The following is a 20,218-nucleotide window of genomic DNA, read 5'->3' as shown; positions in this document are numbered from 1 at the left end:
AAATCGTAATTTTACGATTTACCAACGTGAACTAATGTATCAAAATAAAAAAACGCCGTCAATAGAAATCCATCAATTTCTGATTTAAACGTGGATATTCTGATTAAATCGTAAAATGGATGAGTTAACACTCATGTTTAAGCTGTTCATTACAATAAAAAAACTGAAGAATCCCATTTTAGGACTCCTCAGTCTTTCCTTACCTGTTTTACTTCTTCTATTTTTATTGCAAGGTTCGTACTAAATAAACTTCTTCACAAAAACCCTTTAACCCATTATATACTCTCTGCGCTCTTGAATAATGTTGGCACAAGGCAAAAACGGTTGGTCCGCTTCCACTCATCAATGCAGCATCTGCTCCGTACTTGACCATACGCTCTTTGATTTGATGGATGACTGGATGCCGGTTTCCCGTGACATCTTCTAAACTGTTTCCCATTTTTTTGATCATCTGCTGATAATCTTGCTCTCGGATGGCTTCAACAAGTCCGTGGATATCTTGATGTTGGATAGCTTGCGTATCTACTTCCCTAAACACTGTACGTGTGGAAACACTCATTCTTGGTTTGACCAACACAACCCAGCACTGCGGCATAGAAGGTAATACTTGGATTTCTTCCCCTTTACCTCCGACAAAAGCCGTACTTCCATATACACAGTAAGGAACGTCTGTACCAACTTCCAAACCGATCTCTGCTAGCTCTTCTAATGAACAACCTAGATTCCATAATTGGTTGATCCCTCTTAAAGCAGCTGCACAGTCTGTACTTCCTCCGCCTAATCCAGCGGCTACTGGAATATTCTTCTTAACAAAGATCTTGACACCGGTTTTGATATTGTATTTGTTTTTTAATAATAAAGCAGCTTGATAAACATTGTTACGCTCATCTACCGGTAAAAATGCTTTATTTGTTTCTACAATGATTTTGTCTTCTGCTATTTCTTCAAAAAATAGATGATCTGCCAAGTCTACGCTCGACATCACCATTTCCAACTCATGATACCCATCTTGCCGTCTATATAATACATCCAGTCCTAAATTTATCTTGGCTGGCGCTTTTTCAATCAATTCCATCCTCTCACCCATTCGAAAAGTCTAAGTCGCAAGTATTCTATCATAGGGAAAAATAAAAGTATAGCTTATGTCCGCCTAGCTGTTGATTTTGTCATCGTTTCAACAGCTTTCATAGAATTTTCTCTTCATAATCCAAATAAACTCTAGTGATTCTTATAATTCTGTGAGCACTTCTTCTGCCAAACTCGGCACATTTCCTTTTTCTTTCCCTATCAGACTGAGCAGCTGCATGGTAGCAAATCCGAAATTACTTCCTTTCCGATATGCAAAGTAGCGACCTTCCCAATGATCGACATATTTCAATTTCTTTTCATAAGCAGACTGGAAAGAATAGAAAAAATTACCATAATTATATACGATATGCATGACTTTTTCTTGAAAGAAAGAAAAATCTGTTTCTCCAACATTTGCTAAAGGAGCTAATCCCAGATTTGCTTCCAGATAGCCCATTTTCTCGTATACAATGAACAAATTAGCTAATAGATAATCCGCTAATTCTTCAGGCTCTTCAGGCAAGATTCGCAACAAATCATACCCCGCTTGCTCCTTCGTCATCGGTTGAGCGGTGATGAAGCCCACGACTTTTTGATCTTTACGGACAATACCGACGCCACTAGACAATACATAGGATTCATCGAATCGTCCCACAGAAAAGTATTTTTCTCGTGCCCCGTGAAGCCATTTTTGTGAAACTTCATTTACAGCTTGATGTAATTCTTCTGGTAGTTGGTCATACCAAGTGAAATGGTATCCTTCTTTCATCAAACGTTGATATTCAAGTTGTTGACTCAGCCGAGACAAGTCTTCTGTCGCTAGATCAACAATTCCTGCTTCACCTACTTTCGTGAAATGAAAGCCCAATTCGTGAAGCATCACTACGTAGCTTTCTGATATCTTATAAAAAGCAAGCTGATAACCTAAACAATCTGCTCGTTTCATGAACTGATTCGTTGCTGCCCGCATCATTTTGGGATTACCAATTGGATCTCCTAAAACAAAGCATTTGTTCCCTTTGATTTGATAACCAAAAACGACTTGGTCTTGGTCATCTTTTTGGTAATAAAAATAACTGTATCCTGGCAAGCGAAGCTGATGGCTTGTAGCTGTGCCTCCGTATGTTTCCAATAAACGGTCAAAACGTTCTTTTTCGTACTCACTGCCAAGCGTCGTAGGATCTTCTGCTAAGTATTGATAAAGCGCCACTAAAGCTAGCAATGAGATGCCCAAACCAATGAGCCCTGAGAACCACACATCATCTGAAGGAAACAAAATAAAATGGTTACCTGTTATCCGTCCAACTAAAAAGCGTCCACTATGATAACCCGCAATTGCGTAAACAATAAACAAGAAACCGAACAAGCTAGCATCAAAGAGTATAGCTCCCCAAGAATAAACGAATTTTGTTCGATAAAATTCTTTTCTAGATAACCACACAGCCAATAGAATCAAGACATATACCAATAACAATTGCCAAGATAATGTACGTGTGATCGTATTTAAAATACCAAAAGCTAGTAAAGCGATCGTAGGTAGAAATGCCTTTTTGACTTTTACTGAAAGCGCTCGAGCAAGACCGAGCAATAAAAAGCCCACTAATAGGTTCAATGTCTGGTCTAAAAAGTTGAACGAGAACGGCAATAATACCTGAAACAGCCGACTGATTGCAGACAGATTAGTGATCGTTGACAGGAGTACCATCATGATCCCTGCAAAATATACAGCACTTACGAGCACGATATGCGCAACCTTTTGGAAAAATAATCGCGGTATATTATCTAAAAATCGATTGATTTTGACTCCTGTATGTGTGATGAACAATAGAAGTCCCGTCAAAAAAGGCAGGACATAATAAAACAACCGATAATATAACAACCAAACTACTGCTACGTCTTGCCGAACAGACAATTGACTCATTCCTAAGATCATCAAAACATCAAAAGTCCCCATTCCACCTGGGACCATTGTCAACATTCCTATCAGCGTCGCAATCATGAACATAGGATAGATCGAAAACATGGAAATATCTATTCTCATCAACTTGCCGATAGTCAGAAATACTGCAAGTGCCCCCGTCCATTGTCCAAAGGATGCCAGTAGCAGACCAAGCAAGCCTTTTAGATAAAACTCAGAGAACAAGGTCTTTCTCTTTAGGTAAGCAAAAAAGAAAATGACTGGCGCTAAAAAACTACCGCCGAAAAGCCAGATCCAATAGCTCCGAAAAATACTTTCTGACTGAATAAAAAAGACATCAATAAATGTAAGAAATGACCATACAGACAAACCAGTCAGCATAAATAGTGCGACTTTTGAAACAGTCACTAACACCATTTTCCTATTTGTCTGCTTTCCATAAAAACTAGCCCGAAGACTTGCTCCTACCACACCACCAAAACCGGCGAGATTGTTGAGCGTGTTTGTTACCCACGCAGCAAGAAGAAACTCTTTTCTTTCCATTTTTGGTTTTCCTTGTTTTTCTAAGACTCTGATCGTCACCCAATCATACAACAACATCGGAATGACACCCAGCAGTCCAGCCAGAATCATGAGCAGGATCGTCATATGGCTTTGTTGTCCCATCCTTTGCCAAATATCTTGCCAACTCATGCCATTAGCAATATTTGCGACTTGATTTGCCACAAAGACTAACACGGAGCCGAAAAAAATCAATTTTAAAATCAGACTATGTTCCTTTATCCATTGCAGCATCAAGTATCGTTTATTTTTCACATTTTCCCATTCCTAACTTGTATACTTTTGTGTTATACCCCAATGTTATCTTATTTATTTTAATTTTTCCACTTTAGACCTGTTCTTTGCTTGCGATCATAGAAAAAGAAAGATATCCTAATGCTAAAGGAGAGGATAACATGAAAGTAGGATTTATCGGTACAGGGAATATGGCACAAGCTATTATTGATGGTTTATTGAAAACAGGAACAGTCTCGAAAGAAGAAGTGTTCGTTTCCAGTGGTCATTTTGAAAATGCACAAACATTCGCTGCTGAAACTGGCGTCCATGCGTGCAAAAGCAACCAGGAAGTTGCATCAAAATCAGATATCGTTCTTTTAGCCGTAAAACCAAAAATCATTGAAAAAGTATTGAAAGAACTAAAAGAATACAGCCAGAAGGTCTTATTCATTTCTATTGCTTCAGGAAAATCATTAACAGATTTAGAAACAGCGCTTGAAGATCCTCAGGCCTCCATCGTACGTGTGATGCCGAATGTCAATGTCAGCGTAGGAGCAGGCGTTTCTGCGATTTGCAAAAATGAAGCTGCCACGGATGAACAGCTTCAACAAGCCACGATAATTTTTGAAGCAATCGGTAGCGTCTATCCTTTAGCAGAAGCAGATTTCAGTACATTCATCGGCCTTGCTGGCAGCTCGCCCGCATTCATTTATATGCTGATCGATGCGATGGGACGGACTGGTGTATTAAATGGTTTGTCCAAACAAACAGCAACTGAAATTGCTGCAAAAGCAATCATGGGTTCTTGTCAAAAATTCCTTTCAAGTGATAAAAATCCATGGGAACTTGTAGACCAAGTTTCTTCTCCTGGTGGTACGACCGTTGCCGGTGTAGTTGCCCTAGAAGAAGCAGGATTCATCCCAGCAATCATCAAAGGAATCAATACGACGATCGAGAAAGATCTTGAGATGTTGAATAAATAATAATAATAGCAATGTTTTTTCGTGCCTTACAAAAAAAGAAGAGCTGCGGCTTTTGCCGCGACTCTTCTTTTTTGTTTACTCTTATTTAGCATAATCAGTTGCGCGAGTTTCCCGAATAACGATTACTTTGATATGTCCAGGATAATCCAGCTCTTCTTCGATTCGTTTACGAATATCGCGTACTAAACGAACAGCGTCCAGATCCGAGATTTCTTCTGGTTTGACCATTACCCGAACTTCGCGTCCAGCTTGAACTGCGTAACTTGATTCTACACCGGCGAAGCTGTTCGAAATATTTTCCAGACTTCTTAAACGACGGATGTAGTTTTCCAATGATTCACTTCGCGCACCAGGTCTTGCTGCAGAAAGCGCGTCTGCTGCAGCTACAAGGACAGAGATAACAGAAGTCGCTTCCACATCGCCATGGTGAGAAGCGATTGCGTTGATGACTACTGGGTTTTCTTTGTACTTGGCAGCTAATTCCGCACCGATCTCAACGTGAGATCCTTCAATCTCATGGTCAAGTGCTTTTCCAATATCATGGAGCAATCCGGCACGTTTTGCTAATTGGATATCTTCGCCAAGTTCTGCTGCTAAGATACCAGCTAATTTTGCAACTTCGACCGAATGCTTCAAGACGTTTTGTCCGTAACTAGTTCTGAATCTCAGACGTCCGATGATCTTGATTAGATCTGGATGAAGTGTATGGGCACCGACTTCAAATGCTGCTTCTTCCCCGTATTCACGAATACGTTCATCCATTTCTTTACGAGATTTCTCGACCATTTCTTCGATTCGTGCTGGATGGATTCGTCCATCTTGTATCAGTTTTTCCAAGGTCATTCGTGCGATTTCTCTTCGGATTGGATCAAATCCGGAAAGAACAACTGCTTCAGGTGTGTCATCGATGATCAAATCAATACCAGTCAGCGTCTCAAGTGTTCGAATATTACGACCTTCTCGTCCAATGATACGACCTTTCATTTCATCATTCGGAAGGGTAACGACTGAAACAGTCGTTTCTGAAACTTGATCTGCTGCGCAGCGTTGAATCGCTAATGATAATAAGTTTTTCGCTTTGCGATCTGCTTCTTCTTTGGCACGCTGTTCAGATTCTTTTACCATTAGAGTTAACTCATGATTCAGCTCTTCTTCAGTCGATTTCATGATGACATCTCGTGCGTCCTCTTTTGATAAACCAGCAATTTTTTCTAGTTCTTTTTGTTGATCTTCAATCATTTTTTCAACGTCTTTTTCTCGCTCTTCAATTAATTGCTGTTTTGAACTAAGTGCTTCTTCTTTACTTTCAAGTGAGTTCTCGCGTTTTTCTAACGAGTCATCTTTACGATTCAGCGTTTGTTCGCGTTGAATCAAACGATTCTCTTGAGATTTTAATTCTAACTTACTCTCTCTCAGCTCACTTTCAACTTCAGAACGGTATTTCTGATTTTCTTCCTTAGCTTCTAACAATGCTTCTTTTTTTAGAGTTTCTGCTTCTTTCTTTGCACTATCGATGATCCCAGCAGCTGATGATTGTGCACCAGCTATTTCTTTCTCGTGACGTGACTTTGCGACCATAAACCCTAAACCAAGACCGACAATTAAACCGATGATAGCGAGGAGAATGTTGAATACCATAAAATCCACCTCCATACTATCTTTTTCATTTTTATCATCTATACAGCTTCTATGATAAATTATTCTAAACTTGTCAATATGCATCTTCGCATATATGTGTACAAAAAACATGCACAACTTTATTCTAATGTTTGTACCCCGTAGTGTCAACTTTAAATAAACAAAGAAACGGCTTTCCGTTCATTCATTAAACGGTGGTTTTTAGAATAAATGACACTAGTTTCATATAAGTAAACCTTTAAGTTGAGAAACTTTTTCACTAAATTACTTTTTGTAGTCGAATAGATATTTTTTGTTTTATGTAGCTACTCGTATGATTAAATAGCTCAAGATTTCTTTGTTCTTTATTCAATAAAAAAACGGCAGGTCAAGGAGAGTATCTACTCTTCAGACCAGCCGTTTTTATTTATGTTGTTTATTATTCTTCTTCTAAAGGTAATTCTTCTTGGCCTTTTGTATCTTCTGGGACAGCCACTTCTTCACCAATGCCATAAGCTGCTCTAACTAGAGCAGAAACTTCTGCCATCATTTCAGGATGATTAGCCATATAGATTTTAGCATTTTCTCGTCCTTGACCAATCCGATCTTCTTTATAAGAGTACCAAGCACCGCTTTTATCAACGATGTCTTTTTCTACTGCCATGTCTAGAAGTTCTCCTTCTTGTGAGATCCCTAAACCATACATGACATCTACTTCAGCGATTTTGAAAGGAGGTGCTACTTTGTTTTTTACGACTTTGATCTTTGTACGGTTACCAACAATATCTGTTCCTTGTTTCAATTGTTCTGCACGACGTACTTCTAAACGGATCGTTGCGTAGAATTTCAATGCGCGTCCTCCAGGAGTGATTTCTGGATTCCCAAACATCACGCCTACTTTTTCACGGATTTGGTTGATGAAAATAGCGATTGTTTTTGTTTTGTTGATCGAACCAGAGAGTTTACGCAATGCTTGAGACATCAAACGTGCTTGTAACCCGACATGTGAGTCACCCATTTCGCCGTCGATTTCTGCTCGTGGAACTAAAGCAGCAACTGAATCGACTACTACGATATCTACAGCCCCACTTGATACTAAAGCATCAGCGATCTCCAGACCTTGTTCTCCTGTATCAGGCTGTGAAAGAAGTAGTTCATCGATATTCACACCTAATTTTTGTGCATATTGCGGATCTAACGCATGCTCAGCATCAATGAAAGCGGCCGTTCCGCCATTTTTTTGTACTTCTGCAATAGCGTGTAGCGCCACTGTTGTTTTACCTGAACTTTCAGGTCCATATACTTCGATGATACGTCCACGGGGGTAACCGCCGACACCTAAAGCGACATCTAACGCAAGAGAGCCACTTGGAATTGTAGAGATTTGTTGGTCGATTTTTTCGCCCAATTTCATAATAGAGCCTTTACCATAGCTCTTTTCAATTTTTTTCAGTGCAGCATCTAAGGCTGCTTTACGATCATCTGCCAATACGATAATCCTCCTTATATTTACAAATCAGAGCAACATTTCATTATCCTTATCATATCGTTTTTAGTAATAAAAAGCAAGAAAAAACCGAACAAATATTCGCATTTATCATTTTCTTAAAAGCTGTTTTCTCAAAAGATCAAATCCTTGCATAACCGCATTATATCTGATAGCCGCACGGTCTCTGGCAAAGTGATATTTTTCTGAAACCACGCCATCTTTAGATGAAATTGCGATCCATACTGTTCCTGCAGGGTGACCTTCTAACATGTCCGGTCCAGCCACTCCGGTGAAAGCTACACTGTAATCTGTTCTTGCTATCTCACGTGCTTGAATGGCCATCTGCTCCACACATTCTTTGCTGACTGTTCCATATTTTGCTAATAGCTCCGGATCAATCTCCAGAAAACCAGCTTTTGTTTGGAACGAGTAGGTAACGAAGCCGCCTGGAAATACTTCAGATACACCAGCAATATCGCCCAATGCGGCTTGGAAGGCACCGGCTGTCAAGCTTTCCGCCGCTGTTACAGTCTGCTTGTTTTCTTTCAGCAGTTCCACTACGACTTTTGCTAACGAATTATCATCGCCATATCCATAAAAATATTCTCCTACTCGTTCTTGAATCTTTTCTTCCAATGCTAAAAGAGCTTGATTTCCTGCCTGAACATCCTTTGTTTTCACTGTTAGACGCAATGTCACTTCATTTGGTTTGGCATAAGGAGCGATCGTTGGATTGATCTGTGTCTCGATCAGATCTTTTAGTTCAGTGACCAGTCGCGATTCACCAATCCCATAAAAGCGCAAAACTTTAGAAATCAGTTTTTCTTCAGAAGGAAAACGTTCCTCTAGTAAAGGACGTACTTGTTCCACAAACATTGGTTTCAACTCATTAGGCGGACCGGGAAGAAGGATATATGCATGTGTATCTGTTTGATAAAAAGTCCCTAAAGCAAGCCCTGTACGATTTGGTAGAGGAACCCCGCCTTCGATGATTTGAGACTGTTGCAGATTGTTTTTGGTCATTTTTCGATGGGTTGTTTCAAAATATGCCAATAATTTTTTGTATCCTTCCGTATTTTGTATGAGAGACTTACCGAGGTGAGCCGCAGTTGCTTCTTTTGTCAGGTCATCTTCTGTCGGCCCTAATCCGCCACATAAGAGTATGAGTTCACTTCTTGTTTCAGCTAGAGCAATCAACTCTTCTAAACGCTGCTGATTATCTCCTACGACTGTCTGATAATAAACTTCGATACCTAGATCAGCTAGCTGTTCTGACAAGAAAGTGGCATTCGTATTCACGACTTGTCCTAGTAAAAGTTCTGTTCCGACAGCTATTATTTCTGCTTTCATTACTTCCCGCTCCCTTATATAGTATACGCTGTACTTATATATTTTTTTATTTAAAAAGAGGGCAAGGCTGATCCATGGACCAGCCTCTCCCCAGTTCTTTTTTCATTATATGATCAAATTATTTTCGCTTTATCAAGAACCGACGAATCTGACCATCCACAAAACAATACCTACATTGATCCTTTGAACACGCCGCTATTTTTGATGAAGTAATCCGCACCTGAATAGATAGTAAAGATCAGACAAGCATAAAGCATGATTTGGTCTACTGGAATACCGATCAGATTGAATGGGATATTATTGATAAACAGCAAGATAATAGCAACCATTTGTGTAGCCGTCTTGACTTTTCCCGGCCAAGCAGCAGCCATGACTTCTCCATGTTCGACAAGTAGTAAACGTAAGCCTGTGACGGCTAATTCGCGGCAGACAATAATCGCGACTACCCAACCTGGGGCCTTTCCCTGGTCAACCAACATGATAAAAGCGGTCATAACTAGCATTTTATCTGCCAGTGGGTCCGCAAACTTGCCAAAGTTAGTGACAAGACCTCGTGCACGGGCAATTTTTCCGTCTAACCAGTCTGTGATGCTGGCTAATGCAAAAATAACTGCGCCTACTAGCTGCGTAACAGCCAGTGTGGTGTCCCCTACGTTAAGTTGTCCCCAATCTAACGGTAATCCTACAACCAAAATGAAAATCGGGATCATACAAATTCTAAGTACAGTTAATTTATTTGGTAAATTCACATTATCGACTCCTTTCTTCCCTATTCTACGTGACTATCCGCGAAGTTTCCACCGATATTATTTACTTTTCCGAACGAATTTATTCAACGGAGCATTTTTATTGAAATTGATCTTTTGGAAATAACGAAGAAGGACCGCGACACAGGTTTGTCACGATCCTTCTTTTTTATGCCTACAAGTAAATAGATGAATAAACTCATTTATACGATCACTCTACATATTGGAGAGTCAGGTTCACATTTTTAGGACTCTGATTGTTTTCCCCTGGATTAAATGGTACGGATTCTCCATTCGCTTTGATCGTCGCATTGCTTGCTGCACCGATCGTAATGGTCGCATTGGCCGCTGTTTCCGGTAACACGGTACTTTGTGTTTCATTTGCTGCCAGTGTGCCTTGATAAACATAAGCATTGTCTACTAGCACACCGATCCACACACGATTGACAGCGGTAAACTCAAGAGTGACAGGCTTGGTAGCATCTGTAATATTTACTGCGATGGCACTACCGGAATCCTCTCCTGCAGCTATTGCCATTTTCTTTTCTTCACTTGATTCTGTTGTTGACTCTACTGTAGAAGACTCTTGGGTCTGCGTGCTTTTCTCTGAGGAAGAGGACTCCTCGACTGATCCTTCTACTTTGAGCGAAGAAGCTGTATCGCCGATTATTGGATCAGCTTGACGATCTTGCCAAGTCATATAGCCTACGACAACGACGATCGCCAAAGCAACCAATCCTAATAAAATGACAGGAAGACTTGTCCAAAAACGACTTGGATGCGATTCTTCTTGATGTATTGCTTTTCTGGAAGTACTTACTGTTTCAGGCTGCGGACGTTCAGGGACCGATCCTGTCAATTTGCTTTTTCCATCAAAAACATCGACTAAATGGTCTCCATCTTCTCCTACAGCTTCAGCGTATTGCCTAATAAACGCCCGTACGTAAAACTTACCAGGCAATTGATCAAAATCATCATTGTCGATTGCTTCCAAATAACGTTTTTGAATTTTTGTAATCTGCTGTAATTCATCTAAAGATATCTTTTTATTCAGGCGTGCTTGCCGTAATTTTTCTCCGATGGTTTCAAAAGCCACTCGTTCATCTTCTCCAGTCTGTTTGATTCTCCGAAGCATCTGCTGTTGCAACGAAAGACGTTATGTTTGGTGGCTGTGACAAAAGTCGTGTCACAGCTCCTTTTTCCGTATAAACGGCGTTCCAGAAGTAGCTTCTTCGGCAATAAGCCGAAATATCACAAAAATTTGAGAAGCAATTTTCATAAATTCCTTCTTATTTCTTGAAGCTGACCACTTCTGTCACAACCTCTTTGATTACTTCGTTTGATTTTATTTTAATATAAGTTGATTAAAAGAGAGCATGATTTGTTTTATTTTCTCATTAATATTTCCAACACATCTAAGAATACCATAAAAGCTGGTTTTGGAGGAGGTTCCTGCTACAAGTCTAAAACGAAATTTAAGACTTTTCTCCATAAAATACTGGTTTATTTTGGTCTCATATAAAACTCACTGAAGGCCTCTTCACTTATAAATGCTTCTCCAGCTGCCAGTACGTCTTTCATTTGGATCGAATCGATGATTTCAGGAAGATCAAATAATGTTCGATCACCAAATAAACTTTGCGTAAATTGATTAGCAATATATTCGATTGAATTCAATGATTGGAAATATTGTCCAAGCATTTTCTTCTTCAGCAAATCGAGATTCATTTCTGACACTTCAGGATCATCAGCGAATCCAAGAATGATTTCTTTGACTTTTTCTGCTGCTTTCTCTGGTTCATCCGTATCTCCGCTGAAGTCCGCAAAGTGAAATTCACGATCCAAGCTGAATTCAAAACCAAAGCTGTCATCGATAATTCCTTGATTGTACATAGCTAGATAGTTTCGAGAAGTATTACCTAAAATCATTTGGAACAACAGATTGATAGCTGTTTTATAACGTAGTAGTTCTGTTCCTTCTTGCGGCAATGTGTCTAATCCTTTAATACCAAGTACAAATTTATCTCGTGTAATGGCTGCTTCCAATGCACTTTGTTTGATGATTTCTTTTGTGTTTTCTGGGAAATACCGTACAATTTCTTGCTTTGGCGGGAAATTTTTTGCTTCTTGGTTTTCCCGAATAAGTTTCATCAATTTCTCAGGCTCCATCTTACCAACTACAAATAAAACCATATTGCTTGGCTGATAAAACGTCCGATAGCACGTATACAAGTCTTGAGCTGTGATTTTGTCGATACTTTCAACCGTGCCCGCAATATCGATATGCAACGGGTGTGCAGGATACAAGTTATTTAGTATACCAAAAAACATCCGCCAGTTAGGGTCGTCTTCATACATTTGGATTTCCTGACCGATGATTCCTTTTTCCTTGTTTACAGTTTCTTCTGTAAAGTAAGGTGCTTGTACGAAGTCGATCAGTGTCGTCAGATTCTTTTCTACCTGATCAGTCGTAGAGAACAGGTAACTAGTTTTCGTGAAACTCGTGAAAGCATTAGCGGAAGCACCTTGCTGTCCAAATAATTGAAAAACATCGCCGTCTTCTTTTTCAAACAGCTTGTGTTCTAAGAAATGAGCGATGCCATCTGGGACTTTCACTTTTTCTTTTTCACCATAGGGAATAAATTCGTTATCGATCGAACCATAATTCGTACTGAACAAACCATATGTCTTGTGATAGTCGTTTTTAGGTAACAAATACACGGTCAAACCGTTTGGCAGTACTTCATGATAAAGCGTTTCATTGATTTGCTCATATTCTGTTTTATTCATTTGCATTTCCTCCTGATAAAAAGAAGATTGCTTGCAATTCGATTTGCTCAGCTACTTGTTGTATCTCTTTGATCGTTACACTCTCCATACGTTTCAACCATTCTTCATCAGATAATTTTGTTTCCGGCAGCCAGCTGTCTAAAAAAGAAGCTTCGATTGCCGCTTGCGGAGAGTCTAGAGAAAGCAGGTATTGGTTTCTTAGCATCGCTTTTGTCTGAGCTAGTTCCAAATCTGTTATTTCACCGTTTCGCAAGCTTTCTAATTGCTCGTGAATCAGGCGAAGTACTTGATTTCGGTTTTTTTCATCGATACCGGTCTGGACACTCATGAACCCTCGGAATGTATCCACACTGCTAGAGGCATAATAAGCTAGACTTTCTTTCTCTCTCACATTCATGAACAGTTTGGAGTGAGGAAACCCGCCAAATAAACCGTTGAAGACCATTAGCGCAAAACGTTCTGGCTCATCATAATACACATTTGTCTGATAAGCTAGATTCAGCTTTGCTTGAACGATTGGCTCACGGACTTGTCGTTCCTTGACGATATTCACTTGAGGCTGGGTATAAAACAATTCTGGATGAGCTGTTTCACGCGGCTCAAATGGTAATTGCCCCACAGCTTCGGCTGCTTTGTCCGGATCAACATCGCCGACAACAAAAATGTCAATTTGATCGTTCGCCATCATTTCTTGATAGTAAGCCGCTAGCGAACGAGCAGTGATCTTGTCTAGTTCTTCCACTACGCCTAAACTTGGGATTTTTTGTTCCGGGCTGTTTTCAAAATAAAGTTCTTGCAGTGCATAGGAAGCAAAAGTTTGTTTATCTTCCTTCAAACTTTCCAAATAGAGACGCAGATTGTTCTTTTCCAAGTCAAACGTCAACTGATCAAACTGTTGATTTTTGATATTTGGATAAAATAAAACTTCTTTTAAAAAATCCACCGCTTGAGAGAAAAGGTTCGAATCATTGACATATTCGCCGTTCACAAAGCTGATTCCTGCGTTTAGCCAATGCAAGTTCCCTTTTTTTCTTACTGATAGTCCGAAGCTTGCACCATAAAGCTCAGCAAGTTTCGCACTTAACTTTGTCTGATCCGGATAATTCAAACTATTTGTTTCCAGCATACTGCTGAGTAGTGAACGTTTTGTAATGACTTCTTGTTGCAGACGTGCAGTAAAACGGATAAAAATCCGAATCGTTTTGTATTGTTTTGTTGGTAAGACATGAAGATTCACGCCTTCTGCCAATTGATACACCATATTTATATGCTCCTTTTCATAGATGATTGCCTCTTACTCTTTTAGTAGGACAATCGGCCTTTTTTACTTATGCATCTGCTTGAAATATATAAGTTCAGGCAATTCGCCGATTTTTCTAAATGATGTTACACTTTATAGTATAGCATAGAAGTTTTTTATCAAAAGGGACAGACGGCTAAAAGCGTATATCGTTTTTTTATTTTTTATTTTTCGATATACTAAAGACATACAAAAGAAGGGAGGGTCATTCATGATCAAAGAATTCAGAGAGTTCATCATGCGTGGAGATGTCTTGGATCTTGCTGTCGGTGTTGTTATCGGGAGTGCGTTTACAAGTATCGTAAACCAAGTGGTACAAGGATTAATCACTCCGCTAATTGGTTGGATTGTCGCTATGATCACAGGAACTTCTGATTTAGAAGGAGCACTTTCAATTCTTGACTGGTCGCCGACAAAAGGTGTCACGTTTGCGTTTGGTAACGTTATTAGTGCTATCATTACATTCCTGATTACTGGTTTTGTCTTATTCTTAGTTGTCAAAGCGGCAAACCGTGCGAAGAATTTACGCGCCAAAGAAGCAGAAGAAGAAGTGGAAGAAACACCTACTGCAGAAGATTATCTTAGTGACATACGCGATCTTCTTGCCAAACAAGTGGCAGAAGACAATACGCATCCGGTAGAGCAAACAAATCTTTCAGATACTTCTAAATAATGAAGAATCTAAAAAAAGAAAGCCGATTTTCAGTGTCGGCTTTCTTTTTTTTTAGATTCTTAACTTGTTACCTGTTCTTTTTTCATGTCGATATGCGGAATATCATCTTCCAAATACACATCTGAGATTGCCTTGAATCCAAAAGACTCATAAAAGGCCTGTAGATATTCTTGTGCACCGATCACAATTGGTTTTTCTGGAAATTTTTTCTGGATCATGTTGATCGTTTCTTGGACAATCTTTCTTCCTAAGCCGTCTTTACGGTTATTTTGATGAACAAGAACGCGACCAAAATGGATGCTCTCTGCTTCTTCATATACCCGCGTGTAGGCAAGGATCTTCCCATCAGTATCTTGGAAATACGTATGCCAAGCTTGTCCATCGATATCATCAACTTCTTGATAAGGGCACTGTTGCTCCACAACAAAGACTGCAATCCGTTCTTTGACGATTGCATAAAACTCTGCTGTCGACAATTCTTCAAATTTCTTTACCTGATATTCCACTAAGTAAACGCCTCCTACTTTTTTATTATTAGCATACCGATTCATACACAAAAAAGCAAACGAACCTTACGAATCTCAGGCTCGTTTGCTTTTTAAACTGCTTCAGTTAAAAATTCGATCTCAACTGTCCGAGTAAGTACATCTGAATAGCTGTAAGATACTCGTTCAAAAGAATTTTCTTCAGGATCCAAGTCAACAACGAATACTGAAGGATAGGTTTCTGTTAAAACGCCGCGGCGTTCTGTTTGACGCTTTCTTCCTGTCTGAGCAACCAACATGATTGGGCTGCCGATACGACCTTCTAAATCTTTCTTGATTGAAGCTAAAGTTGTTGGCATACAGTTCACCTCTACTACCAACTATACCACATATTTTTAAAATTTTCAAGTTTACCATAAAAAAAAAAGAAATGCAATAAAAATAAGTAAGAAGCTCATTAAGATTTTTCTAAATTATTCCTCATTATAAAATTTTAAGTGTTTTTTTATTTTGAGTTTTACCCTTCCATATGCACTCATCACTTGCTTGTGATCCATTGACAAACATTCAGCCATCTCCGCAAAATCAACCCCTTGCATGTAATAATGAAAAATTTGTGCTTCTTTTTTTGAAAATCGGATCTCGCAATTTTCGATTGCTTCTTTTAACAAAAGATGCTGAATCGCTAAAGGTTCCTGCAAGGTGATCTCTGCTAAAAAATCTGGTCCTTCTGTCTCTATTTTTTGGTCGATCGAGACTTCGTCTTTTTGGTCACGGCGCTTCAGCGCGTTCTGTTTTCTCAATAAAGAATAAATTTGATTGCTTATGATACTTTTATAATAACTTCCAAAGCTGACTCCTTTGCTTTTTTCGTAAGTTCTCAATGCCTGATATAAAGCGATCCTCGCTTCTTGTTCCCAATCCTCAGTAACATAATTTCTTAAATAGTAAGTGTTTTTCAAACGTAGTAAGAGTGGAAAATATTTTTGATACAGGGCAGCAAATGCTTCTTCGTCACCATTACGTGCAGCGCGCAATAACTCCTCAGACATAAAATAATTCCTCCATAAATTCGTTTATGGAGGAATCTTATCATCAATGATTCATCGAACTGATTAGAACGATATGTTATTTATTTTTTCTCATTAAATCGTCCAATTTTTGGGACAATTTTTTTAACTGCTCTTCATTCCACGGAGAATTACGTCGGAAATCAACAAAATGCATATCTTTATTTTCTTGGGCTATTGTTTTTTCCGTTTTTTTAATCGTTTTATATAACTCGTAAGCAGAAGTTCGCAACGCCCCCTGAGAAAAAATCATCCACTGTTCTGCTAGATCGCTTGTCGCCACTGTTACTTGTGTCAAACGATCATTCAGCTGCCCAGCGATTCTCTCGATATAACTGTCAGCCGTTTCATCTTCTTTCGTAAAAACAACATCCAACTGATATTTCCTATAATTTTGCTGGATGCCCGGTACTAATTGAGCATCGAAGACAACGATGACTTCCAGTCCTTCATATTTCGCATAATTTGATAAACGATGCAAAAGAGCTTCTCTTGCATCTGCCATTTTGTCCTGCTTTTTAAGCTGGACCAGTTCCGGCCACGAACCGATCATATTGTAGCCATCTACAATCAACAGCTGTTTTTTCATGACCTACTCCCCCTGACGTTGGGAAAAAGCCTGATACATCAGCAATCCAGCGGCAACACTGGCATTTAAACTTTGGACGTGCCCAGTCATTGGAATCGTCAGTAATTCATCCATTTCTTTTTTCAATCCTGGACTCATTCCTTTGCCTTCATTACCAATGACTAAAGCAATGGATCCTTTGGCATTCCATTTTTGGAAGTTTGTGCCGGTCATATCTGTGCCAAATACCCAAAATCCTGTCTCTTTGAGCTGTTGCACAGCTTGTACCAAATTCGTCACACGTGCAACAGGCACATATTCCACTGCACCAGTGGAAGTCTTTGTTACGATAGGCGTGATTCCAACTGCTCGGTGTTTTGGTATGATCACACCATCAACGCCACTTGCGTCTGCTGTCCGTAAAATCGACCCAAAATTGTGTGGATCTTCGATGCTATCCAAAATCAAAAAGAAGGGGTCTTCTTTTTTCTCTTTTGTTCGTTCAATCAGTTGGTCAAGGGATAAATATTCATAAGGTGTAATCGCAAGAACGACTCCTTGATGCACGCCATGATCGCTCAAAGTTTCTAATTTTTGTTTAGGGACCCATTTGACCGGTACAGCTTGCTCACGTGCGATTTCTTTCAGTTCTTCTACTTTTTCTCCTCGTGAATCTTCTTGAAGAAAGAGTTTATTCCCTCGCCCTTGTTGTAGCGCTTCTACTGCGGCATGGTGTCCAAAGACGAAATTATCTTCTAATGCTTCTTCATTTTGATCAGAAACTGACTGATTTCGTCCAGTTTGCTTTTTATTTGGATATCTATTTTGTTTTTTGTCTTCAAATCCACGTTTCGATTGATGTTTGTTTGTTCTTTCTTTACCCATTTTTTTCACCAACTTTCTGAATACACCAGCGGATCAATTCTTCCATCCGCTCGGTTTGTTTTGTCAAATGCAGATAACCCATCAGTGCTTCGAACCCTGTTGCGACCCGGTAAGTCGTAACGTCAGCATTTTTTGCACTCGTATGGCTTTTGGCATTTCTTCCTCTGCGATAATAAAGCTCTTCTTCTTCTGTCAAAAGATGTTCCTCCAGCATTTGCTGAATCAAAAAAGCTTGTGCATTCGCAGAAACATAATTCGTTGCCGCACGATGCAGCTTATTGGGTTTTGTTTCTCCTTGATCGATCAGGTGGTCGCGAACATAGATTTCGTAAATCGCATCTCCCACGTAAGCCAAGGCTAAACCGTTCAATTGTGTGTAATCTCTCATGCTTCTCTTCTCCATCGAGTTCCTTGGGGTGTATCTTCTAATAAGATCCCTTTTTCTTTCAACAAATCACGGATTTCGTCGCTTCGGGCAAAATCACGATTGCTTCTTGCTTGATTTCGTTCTTCGATCAATTGTTCAATCTCTTCATCCAATAATTTTTCTGCTGTAAATAAAATACCGAAGATCGAAAGCCATTGCGAGAATAAAGCTTCTCCCTGTGCCAAGACAGTGGCAGAAACTTCCGGCTGGTCTAGATAAGTGTTCAGCCATTTAGCAAGCTCATAGACCACTGTGATCCCATTTGCTGCATTAAAATCATCGTCCATTTCTTCGATGAATCGCTGTTCCAAATTTTCTAACAAAGCGATTTTATCCGCATCATCTGCCAAATTCTCTGAGGCAGTTTCTTGGCGGAATTTCAAATTGTCAAACGTATTCTTCAGTCGTTGTAAATTGGTGGCTGCTTCTTTCATCGTCGTTTCACTGTAACGGATCGGACGACGGTATTGTGTGGTCGCCATGAAGAAACGCAAGACTTGTGGATCGACGTTTTGGATCATTTCATGCACAGTGATGAAATTCCCTAGAGATTTACTCATTTTTTCATCGTCTTCGCCAATCGTTACATAGCCATTGTGCATCCAGTAATTAGCGAATTTTTTCCCTGTTTTCGCTTCACTTTGTGCGATTTCATTTTCGTGATGAGGAAACTCCAAATCTTGCCCGCCACCATGGATATCGATCGTTTCGCCTAAATGTTTTGTTGCCATGACGGAACATTCGATGTGCCAACCGGGACGTCCTTTGCCCCATGGCGAATCCCAAGAAATCTCGCCTGGTTTTGCTTGTTTCCACAAAGCGAAATCTAATGGGTCTTCTTTTTGCTGCTGTTCTTCACCAGTACGCTGACTTGCGCCGACTTCCAATTCATCGATGGATTGGTCACTTAATTTCCCATAGTTTTCAAATTTACGGGTACGGTAATACACATCACCTGAAGATTCATAAGCATAGCCTTTTTCAACCAACACTTGAATAAATGCTAAAATATCTGGCATATGGTCCATGACTCTTGGATGCAGTGTAGCAGGCTCGACATTCAACGCTTTCGTATCTTCTTCAAATGCTCGGATGAAACGATCAGCGACTTCTGGTGCTGTGATGCCTAATTCGTTTGCTGTACGGATGATTTTATCGTCTACATCCGTGAAATTCGATACAAAATCGACTTTATAGCCTCGATATTCAAAATAGCGTCGAATCGTATCGAAAGCAATGGTACTACGAGCATTTCCGATATGGATATAATTATACACAGTCGGTCCGCAGACATACATACCGACATGTCCCTTTTGTATAGGGATGAATTCTTCTTTTTTTCTGGTCAATGTATTGTAGATTTTTATCATTCTGATCTCCTCACTTTTTCTCCTTTGATTCGAACGACTTTTGCTGGTACTCCTACCGCTGTAGCATCGTCTGGAACATCTTTCAACACAACGGCACCTGCACCGATTTTTGCGTTTTTTCCGATCGTTACCGGTCCTAATATCTGCGCATTCGCAGAGAGCATGGCTCCTTGTTTGACCGTTGGATGTCTTTTACCTGTTTCTTTTCCCGTACCGCCTAATGTTACGCCATGGAACAAAATCACATCATCCTCGATTTCTGCAGTTTCGCCAATGACGATCCCCATTCCATGGTCGATGAACACACCTGTTCCAATCGTTGCTCCTGGATGGATTTCAACACCTGTCAGGAATCGCCAAAATTGAGCATTGATCTTCGCCAATAAAAAGAGCCGATGCTGATATAAAAAATGAGAGAAACGATGCCAAAACAAGGCATGAAAACCAGGATAGGTCAAAACGATCTCCGCTGTCGAACGTGCAGCCGGATCGTTTCTCTTTGCTGCATCAATCGCTCGGGCAAACCAACTCATGACTTTCCACTCCTTTCGTAAGTATTTTATGTAGGAAAACAGCTTCTTATAAAGAAAAGAAGCGCCTTTTAAATAAGTTTCCTTATCAAAAGACGCTTTCCGCGTGGTTCCACTTTTCTTCATAATCAATGATTATCTCTGACAGCTAACGCCTGTTATACGTTCTTGG

General features: G+C 39.8%; 19 protein-coding genes and 1 other annotated feature (1 of these 20 cut by a window edge). Of the genes, 2 read left to right on the top strand and 17 right to left on the bottom strand.

Annotation, left to right across the window (positions count from 1 at the left end; translation table 11 throughout):
• Window positions 1–223 precede the first annotated feature (223 nt).
• The gene (ispE, locus tag AB3I00_RS09585) at window positions 224–1,075 is read right to left on the bottom strand and encodes a 4-(cytidine 5'-diphospho)-2-C-methyl-D-erythritol kinase (protein ID WP_002293073.1); all 852 of its coding nucleotides are present in this window, start codon (window positions 1,073–1,075) and stop codon (window positions 224–226) included.
• Window positions 1,076–1,228: 153 nt separating this feature from the next.
• The gene (gene mprF / locus AB3I00_RS09580; RefSeq protein ID WP_368025123.1) at window positions 1,229–3,802 is read right to left on the bottom strand and encodes a bifunctional lysylphosphatidylglycerol flippase/synthetase MprF; all 2,574 of its coding nucleotides are present in this window, start codon (window positions 3,800–3,802) and stop codon (window positions 1,229–1,231) included.
• 140 nt (window positions 3,803–3,942) lie between these two features.
• Between mprF and proC the strand changes: the two genes are divergently transcribed.
• Entirely contained in the window at window positions 3,943–4,746 is an 804-nt protein-coding gene (proC, locus tag AB3I00_RS09575; protein ID WP_002341381.1) for a pyrroline-5-carboxylate reductase, read from the top strand.
• An 81-nt stretch (window positions 4,747–4,827) separates the two neighbouring features.
• Here the strand turns inward: proC and rny are convergent, their stop codons facing one another.
• The 7 genes from rny to AB3I00_RS09540 form a co-directional block, all read right to left on the bottom strand.
• Window positions 4,828–6,384 (bottom strand): ribonuclease Y, encoded by a 1,557-nt coding sequence (gene rny / locus AB3I00_RS09570; RefSeq protein ID WP_002287336.1) that lies wholly within the window; start codon window positions 6,382–6,384, stop codon window positions 4,828–4,830.
• 418 nt (window positions 6,385–6,802) lie between these two features.
• The gene (gene recA / locus AB3I00_RS09565; RefSeq protein ID WP_002293077.1) at window positions 6,803–7,852 is read right to left on the bottom strand and encodes a recombinase RecA; all 1,050 of its coding nucleotides are present in this window, start codon (window positions 7,850–7,852) and stop codon (window positions 6,803–6,805) included.
• Window positions 7,853–7,960: 108 nt separating this feature from the next.
• Window positions 7,961–9,202, bottom strand: a complete 1,242-nt coding sequence (locus tag AB3I00_RS09560) for a competence/damage-inducible protein A (protein WP_368025122.1) — start codon at window positions 9,200–9,202, stop codon at window positions 7,961–7,963.
• A 170-nt stretch (window positions 9,203–9,372) separates the two neighbouring features.
• A complete protein-coding gene (gene pgsA / locus AB3I00_RS09555; RefSeq protein WP_002293081.1) occupies window positions 9,373–9,951 on the bottom strand; it encodes a CDP-diacylglycerol--glycerol-3-phosphate 3-phosphatidyltransferase in 579 nt (192 codons plus the stop codon).
• A 208-nt stretch (window positions 9,952–10,159) separates the two neighbouring features.
• Window positions 10,160–11,083: a RodZ domain-containing protein gene (locus AB3I00_RS09550; protein ID WP_368025121.1), complete on the bottom strand. Its 924-nt coding sequence runs from the start codon at window positions 11,081–11,083 to the stop codon at window positions 10,160–10,162.
• 368 nt (window positions 11,084–11,451) lie between these two features.
• The gene (locus AB3I00_RS09545) at window positions 11,452–12,738 is read right to left on the bottom strand and encodes a pitrilysin family protein (RefSeq protein WP_010733128.1); all 1,287 of its coding nucleotides are present in this window, start codon (window positions 12,736–12,738) and stop codon (window positions 11,452–11,454) included.
• Window positions 12,731–13,999 (bottom strand): M16 family metallopeptidase, encoded by a 1,269-nt coding sequence (locus AB3I00_RS09540; RefSeq protein WP_368025120.1) that lies wholly within the window; start codon window positions 13,997–13,999, stop codon window positions 12,731–12,733. Before AB3I00_RS09540 ends, AB3I00_RS09545 begins: the two co-directional genes overlap by 8 nt.
• Window positions 14,000–14,249: 250 nt before the next feature.
• Here AB3I00_RS09540 and mscL point away from each other — a divergent pair, with 250 nt between their 5' ends.
• Entirely contained in the window at window positions 14,250–14,711 is a 462-nt protein-coding gene (gene mscL, locus AB3I00_RS09535; RefSeq protein WP_010733126.1) for a large conductance mechanosensitive channel protein MscL, read from the top strand.
• A 59-nt stretch (window positions 14,712–14,770) separates the two neighbouring features.
• Here the strand turns inward: mscL and AB3I00_RS09530 are convergent, their stop codons facing one another.
• The 8 genes from AB3I00_RS09530 to epsC form a co-directional block, all read right to left on the bottom strand.
• The gene (locus tag AB3I00_RS09530; protein WP_002315876.1) at window positions 14,771–15,217 is read right to left on the bottom strand and encodes a GNAT family N-acetyltransferase; all 447 of its coding nucleotides are present in this window, start codon (window positions 15,215–15,217) and stop codon (window positions 14,771–14,773) included.
• A gap of 92 nt (window positions 15,218–15,309) precedes the next feature.
• The gene (locus tag AB3I00_RS09525; protein ID WP_002287434.1) at window positions 15,310–15,555 is read right to left on the bottom strand and encodes a Veg family protein; all 246 of its coding nucleotides are present in this window, start codon (window positions 15,553–15,555) and stop codon (window positions 15,310–15,312) included.
• Between the two features lie 114 nt (window positions 15,556–15,669).
• On the bottom strand, window positions 15,670–16,248 hold the full coding sequence (locus AB3I00_RS09520; RefSeq protein WP_002293088.1) for a sigma-70 family RNA polymerase sigma factor: 579 nt from the start codon (window positions 16,246–16,248) through the stop codon (window positions 15,670–15,672).
• Between the two features lie 76 nt (window positions 16,249–16,324).
• Window positions 16,325–16,855 carry an NYN domain-containing protein gene (locus AB3I00_RS09515; RefSeq protein ID WP_002293089.1) on the bottom strand — a complete coding sequence of 177 codons (531 nt, stop codon included), beginning with the start codon at window positions 16,853–16,855 and terminating at the stop codon, window positions 16,325–16,327.
• Between the two features lie 3 nt (window positions 16,856–16,858).
• Entirely contained in the window at window positions 16,859–17,719 is an 861-nt protein-coding gene (gene rlmB / locus AB3I00_RS09510; protein WP_002314322.1) for a 23S rRNA (guanosine(2251)-2'-O)-methyltransferase RlmB, read from the bottom strand.
• Window positions 17,712–18,107: a Mini-ribonuclease 3 gene (locus AB3I00_RS09505; RefSeq protein WP_002293091.1), complete on the bottom strand. Its 396-nt coding sequence runs from the start codon at window positions 18,105–18,107 to the stop codon at window positions 17,712–17,714. Before AB3I00_RS09505 ends, rlmB begins: the two co-directional genes overlap by 8 nt.
• The gene (gene cysS / locus AB3I00_RS09500; RefSeq protein WP_368025119.1) at window positions 18,104–19,516 is read right to left on the bottom strand and encodes a cysteine--tRNA ligase; all 1,413 of its coding nucleotides are present in this window, start codon (window positions 19,514–19,516) and stop codon (window positions 18,104–18,106) included. The genes AB3I00_RS09505 and cysS overlap by 4 nt, the downstream gene beginning before the upstream one ends.
• On the bottom strand, window positions 19,513–20,049 hold the full coding sequence (gene epsC / locus AB3I00_RS09495) for a serine O-acetyltransferase EpsC (RefSeq protein WP_002293094.1): 537 nt from the start codon (window positions 20,047–20,049) through the stop codon (window positions 19,513–19,515). The genes cysS and epsC overlap by 4 nt, the downstream gene beginning before the upstream one ends.
• An 85-nt stretch (window positions 20,050–20,134) precedes the next feature.
• Window positions 20,135–20,218: a binding site (T-box leader), on the bottom strand; it runs 157 nt beyond the window's last position.

It is taken from the genome of Enterococcus sp. C76, assembly GCF_040886985.1.
GTDB lineage: Bacteria > Bacillota > Bacilli > Lactobacillales > Enterococcaceae > Enterococcus_B > Enterococcus_B lactis.
This window is presented reverse-complemented; position numbering and strand designations above follow the sequence as displayed.

Bases quoted from the DNA above. Each gene is read 5' to 3' on its own strand.
- ispE (WP_002293073.1), bottom strand. From the start codon at position 1,075: ATGGAATTGATTGAAAAAGCGCCAGCCAAGATAAATTTAGGACTGGAT.
- proC (WP_002341381.1), top strand. From the start codon at position 3,943: ATGAAAGTAGGATTTATCGGTACAGGGAATATGGCACAAGCTATTATT.
- rny (WP_002287336.1), bottom strand. From the start codon at position 6,384: ATGGTATTCAACATTCTCCTCGCTATCATCGGTTTAATTGTCGGTCTT.
- AB3I00_RS09560 (WP_368025122.1), bottom strand. From the start codon at position 9,202: ATGAAAGCAGAAATAATAGCTGTCGGAACAGAACTTTTACTAGGACAA.
- AB3I00_RS09550 (WP_368025121.1), bottom strand. From the start codon at position 11,083: ATGCTTCGGAGAATCAAACAGACTGGAGAAGATGAACGAGTGGCTTTT.
- AB3I00_RS09545 (WP_010733128.1), bottom strand. From the start codon at position 12,738: ATGAATAAAACAGAATATGAGCAAATCAATGAAACGCTTTATCATGAA.
- AB3I00_RS09540 (WP_368025120.1), bottom strand. From the start codon at position 13,999: ATGGTGTATCAATTGGCAGAAGGCGTGAATCTTCATGTCTTACCAACA.
- mscL (WP_010733126.1), top strand. From the start codon at position 14,250: ATGATCAAAGAATTCAGAGAGTTCATCATGCGTGGAGATGTCTTGGAT.
- AB3I00_RS09525 (WP_002287434.1), bottom strand. From the start codon at position 15,555: ATGCCAACAACTTTAGCTTCAATCAAGAAAGATTTAGAAGGTCGTATC.
- AB3I00_RS09520 (WP_002293088.1), bottom strand. From the start codon at position 16,248: ATGTCTGAGGAGTTATTGCGCGCTGCACGTAATGGTGACGAAGAAGCA.
- AB3I00_RS09515 (WP_002293089.1), bottom strand. From the start codon at position 16,855: ATGAAAAAACAGCTGTTGATTGTAGATGGCTACAATATGATCGGTTCG.
- rlmB (WP_002314322.1), bottom strand. From the start codon at position 17,719: ATGGGTAAAGAAAGAACAAACAAACATCAATCGAAACGTGGATTTGAA.
- AB3I00_RS09505 (WP_002293091.1), bottom strand. From the start codon at position 18,107: ATGAGAGATTACACACAATTGAACGGTTTAGCCTTGGCTTACGTGGGA.
- cysS (WP_368025119.1), bottom strand. From the start codon at position 19,516: ATGATAAAAATCTACAATACATTGACCAGAAAAAAAGAAGAATTCATC.
- epsC (WP_002293094.1), bottom strand. From the start codon at position 20,049: ATGAGTTGGTTTGCCCGAGCGATTGATGCAGCAAAGAGAAACGATCCG.